Origin of the sequence: Anaeromassilibacillus sp. An200 (assembly GCF_002160025.1) — a bacterium.
Taxonomy (GTDB): Bacteria; Bacillota; Clostridia; order Oscillospirales; family Acutalibacteraceae; genus Caccousia; species Caccousia stercoris.
This window is the reverse complement of the sequence record NZ_NFJU01000088.1, coordinates 1-3,972: the sequence shown is the minus strand read 5'-3', so window position 1 is coordinate 3,972 and position 3,972 is coordinate 1. Positions and strand designations below refer to the sequence as shown.

Below are 3,972 nucleotides of genomic sequence, written 5' to 3'. Positions count from 1 at the left end.
TCAGCAATGCAGTTGGCCGACCCATTCGTGGCCCCTTTAGGGGCGTTGTCTGTACCATGCCCTTCTAGGGCTTTCCCAAGCCCCCGGCTTTGCCGGGGGTCATGACTTACTAGGCTAGTCAAAAATTGAGCCGCAATATAGCGACATAGATTTTGACCCAGTCGGAAAAATAAAATCACTGGAGAGGAAGGGCCTTCTCTTTTCTCCGGTGATTTTGCGTGTGCTCACAGTACTTGCTCCATAAAGCTCCCCTTCTTCTCCGCTGCGCTTTCCTGCATCTGGCGGGTGGCATGCGTGTAAGTGCGGAGGGGGAAGCCCGCGTCATAGTGGCCCAGCATGTGTCAATTGCCGCCGCTTTGCTGCAAGTTCTTTCTTCGCGTCGGCTTTCTCCTTTGCATCTATAGATTTTCGGAATTGTTCTTCACGGTTTGCAACACAGGTAATCGTCATTATCATGTGGGCAAATACACCTTGTTCCAAAACCACCGCTCGGATAAAATGTGTCGCGCAGACCTCTTTTCCCTTTTAGTCTTGAAGGGGAACAAACAAAGTGGTTTTGCCTTGCTTCAAAATGCCTGCTTGTGCAGTAATACAACTTTTCCCCGCAGTCGACGCAGCGCACAACGCCGGAAAACATATTTGTTTTTCCTGCTCTCGTCGAGCGCGTTTGCTCTTCCATAATTCCTGTACCCGTTTCCATGTGTCAACGTCAATAATTGCTCCATGGGTATTTTCAAACACAAGCTGTTTTCTTCGGGATTCTACAGCTTCTTTTTTGGATTTGCAGGACTGCCTGTAGGTCTTAAAATTCACTGTATGCCCTAAACAGTCTTTCTTTTCCAAAATATCGACTGCCATGGCACTTATCCACAAATATGGATTTTCCGGTATAGAATGATTGACCGTTCTCCCTTTTGCTCGCCAATAGGCGGTTGGAATAAGTACCTTATCCTCTTTCAAAACACGGGCAATCTGCCACAGTCTGTACCCGTGCAGACAAAGGACAAATATCCGTTTGACTACTTCGGCAGCTTCGGGAGCAATCACTCACTGCTTTTTGATTTCAGAGTCTTTCCTGCATCCGTAAGGTGGGGTGTTGCAGAAATGTTCCCCGGCTTCGCCTTTAGACTTCATCACTGTGCGAATTTTCTTGCTGGTATCTTTGGCGTACCACGCGTTGAACAGCGGTTGTTCGGGAAGGGTAAAGACAAACAAGCAGAAACCCAGTATTCATGCGGGTTTGCGGCGGGATGGCTCCCCAAAAGCTGAACTCAGATAAGACAGGCAGCAATACAATCGCATATTGTTTCTCCGGGAGAATGTTGATTTACGTCACATTCTCCCTTTTTTTATTTCAGAAACGAGGTGATTGTTATGAACACGCAAATCATCGCCATCGCCAACCAGAAAGGCGGCGTTGGCAAGACAACGACCTGTGCGAACTTGGGCGTCGGGCTGGCACAGACCGGGAAGAAAGTGCTGCTGATCGACGGGGACCCGCAAGGCAGCCTGACCATCAGCCTGGGCCACCCCCAGCCGGACAAGCTGCCCTTTACCCTGTCCGACGCAATGGGCCGTATCCTGATGGACGAACCGCTGCGCCCCGGCGAGGGTATCCTGCACCACCCGGAGGGCGTTGACCTGATGCCTGCTGACATCCAGCTCTCCGGCATGGAGGTCTCCCTGGTAAACGCCATGAGCCGTGAGACCATCCTGCGGCAATATCTGGACACGCTCAAGGGACAGTATTCCCATATCCTGATTGACTGCCAGCCCTCCCTGGGTATGCTCACGGTCAATGCCCTGGCCGCCGCCAACAGGATCATAATTCCTGTCCAGGCAGAGTATCTGCCCGCCAAGGGCCTGGAACAGCTGCTCCAGACGGTCAATAAGGTGAAGCGGCAAATCAATCCCAAACTCCAAATCGACGGCATATTGCTGACGATGGTGGACAACCGCACTAACTTTGCCAAGGAGATCGCCGCCCTGCTGCGGGAGACCTACGGCAGCAAAATCAAGGTGTTTGGCACCGAAATTCCCCATTCTGTCCGGGCAAAGGAAATCAGCGCCGAGGGCAAGAGCATTTTTGCCCATGACCCCGGCGGCAAGGTGGCCGAAGGCTACAAAAATCTGACCCAGGAGGTGTTGAGACTTGAAAAGCAGCGCGAAAAAAGTAGAGCTGGCCTCGGTAGATGATCTGTTCTCTACCGAAGAAAGCCGTGCCGATGCCCAGCGGGAAAAGGTGCTGGAAATTCCGCTGTCCGAGCTGCACCCATTTAAGGACCACCCCTTCAAAGTCAAGGATGATGAAGCCATGATGGAGACCGCCGACAGTGTGCGGCAGTACGGTGTATTGGTCCCTGCGATTGCCCGCCCGGACCCGGAGGGCGGCTATGAGCTGGTAGCCGGACACAGGCGGCACCGAGCCAGTGAGCTTGCCGGGAAAGAGACCATGCCGGTCATTGTCCGGGATTTGGATGATGATGCCGCCACCATCATCATGGTGGACAGCAATTTGCAGCGGGAAAGCCTACTCCCCAGCGAGAGGGCCTTTGCTTACAAGATGAAGCTGGAGGCAGTCAAGCATCAGGGGGCAAGAACTGATTTAACTTCCCGACAAGTTGGCGGGAAGTTGGAAATGGCCGATGTGATCGGTGCAAAAGCTGGTGACAGCGGCAGACAGGTACAGAGATATATCCGCCTGACGGAGCTGATTCCTGAACTGCTGGATATGGTGGATGAAAAGAAAATCGCCTTTAATCCGGCCTACGAGCTGTCCTTCCTCAAAAAAGAGGAACAGGTGCAGCTCCTGGACGCGATGGACAGCGAACAGGCCACCCCCTCTCTCTCCCAGGCACAGCGGCTCAAGAAATTCAGTCAGGAGGGGCATTTGTCCCTTGATGTGATGCGAGCCATTATGGGTGAGGAAAAGAAAAGCGATTTGGACAAAGTGACTTTTACCTCCGACACCCTGCGGAAGTATTTTCCCAAGAGCTATACGCCCCAGCGGATGCAGGAGACCATTATCAAGCTGCTGGAGGCGTGGCAGAAGAAGCGCCAGAGAGACCAGGAACGCTGAAAGGAGACGCCTATGAGGGATATTTCAGCCCGCGAGCTGAAAGGACACAACATTCTGGCCGTGGAGCGTTTTCAGGATAACACTCGCTGGATGATTGAGTTTTCCGTCCTGAATCCCTGCTCGTATGGCAGTTCCGGCGATGAAATGCGGTTGTTTCTCACGGAGGACGGCTATCAGGCCGCCCTCCTGAGCCAGCAGCGCCGGGAAATCAAAATCAAGCGGTATGCCCGTGTGATTGAGGGCCATGTCCTCGACTTCAAGCCGGGCAAGCGCCGCCATCATGCCAAGAGCAACCACTACTAAGAAAGGAAAGGATGAATATGTGTACGATTCAGGGTATCAAGGACGCCATCCGGGAGAACTACCAGTCCCAGTATGACATGGAATCCGCTGACATTGACCGGCTTTTGCAGTCTCTGCCGTTTTATCAGGACGAGGACCCGTTTGACCGGCTGCCGCCGCCCAAGCGTCTCACCCGCTTTCATAAGGATAGCTGAACGCCACAGTCTTTTTCACGAAAGATTGTGGCTTATTTTATGTCAAAAATCAGAGAGGAGTGAAGTCAATGGCGGTCTTTCGGATTGAAAGAACCCGTGATTATACCGTGATGAGCAATCACCACCTGCGAAATGAAAAATTGTCCCTGAAAGCCAAGGGGCTGCTTTCCATGATGTTGTCCCTGCCGGATGACTGGAACTATACCACCCGTGGTCTTGCGAAAATCTGCAAGGAGGGCGTGGATGCCATCGGCGGGGCGCTGCGGGAGCTGGAACGTGCCGGTTACATCGTGCGTCACCAGATGCGTGACCGGCAGGGCCGGATCAGCGACACCGAGTATGTCATCTACGAGCAGCCACAGCCGAAAAACCCGGATACGCCCCAGCCGGATACGG

At 53.1% G+C, this 3,972-nt stretch carries 6 protein-coding genes; 5 read left to right on the top strand and 1 reads right to left on the bottom strand.

Annotated features, from left to right (window positions below):
* Nucleotides 1-525 precede the first annotated feature (525 nt).
* Nucleotides 526-1,047: a recombinase family protein gene (locus B5F35_RS17675; RefSeq protein WP_242969583.1), complete on the bottom strand. Its 522-nt coding sequence runs from the start codon at nucleotides 1,045-1,047 to the stop codon at nucleotides 526-528.
* Nucleotides 1,048-1,374: 327 nt separating this feature from the next.
* Between B5F35_RS17675 and B5F35_RS17670 the strand changes: the two genes are divergently transcribed.
* The 5 genes from B5F35_RS17670 to B5F35_RS17650 form a co-directional block, all read left to right on the top strand.
* Complete coding sequence (locus B5F35_RS17670) at nucleotides 1,375-2,196, top strand: ParA family protein (protein ID WP_087242948.1); 822 nt, start codon at nucleotides 1,375-1,377, stop codon at nucleotides 2,194-2,196.
* Nucleotides 2,153-3,079 (top strand): ParB/RepB/Spo0J family partition protein, encoded by a 927-nt coding sequence (locus tag B5F35_RS17665; protein WP_087242946.1) that lies wholly within the window; start codon nucleotides 2,153-2,155, stop codon nucleotides 3,077-3,079. The genes B5F35_RS17670 and B5F35_RS17665 overlap by 44 nt, the downstream gene beginning before the upstream one ends.
* 12 nt (nucleotides 3,080-3,091) lie before the next feature.
* Complete coding sequence (locus B5F35_RS17660; RefSeq protein WP_087242945.1) at nucleotides 3,092-3,382, top strand: DUF5720 family protein; 291 nt, start codon at nucleotides 3,092-3,094, stop codon at nucleotides 3,380-3,382.
* A gap of 17 nt (nucleotides 3,383-3,399) precedes the next feature.
* The gene (locus B5F35_RS17655; protein WP_441364277.1) at nucleotides 3,400-3,576 is read left to right on the top strand and encodes a hypothetical protein; all 177 of its coding nucleotides are present in this window, start codon (nucleotides 3,400-3,402) and stop codon (nucleotides 3,574-3,576) included.
* A gap of 68 nt (nucleotides 3,577-3,644) precedes the next feature.
* Nucleotides 3,645-3,972: helix-turn-helix domain-containing protein (locus tag B5F35_RS17650; RefSeq protein ID WP_140401284.1), on the top strand; the 328-nt coding region annotated here is incomplete at its 3' end.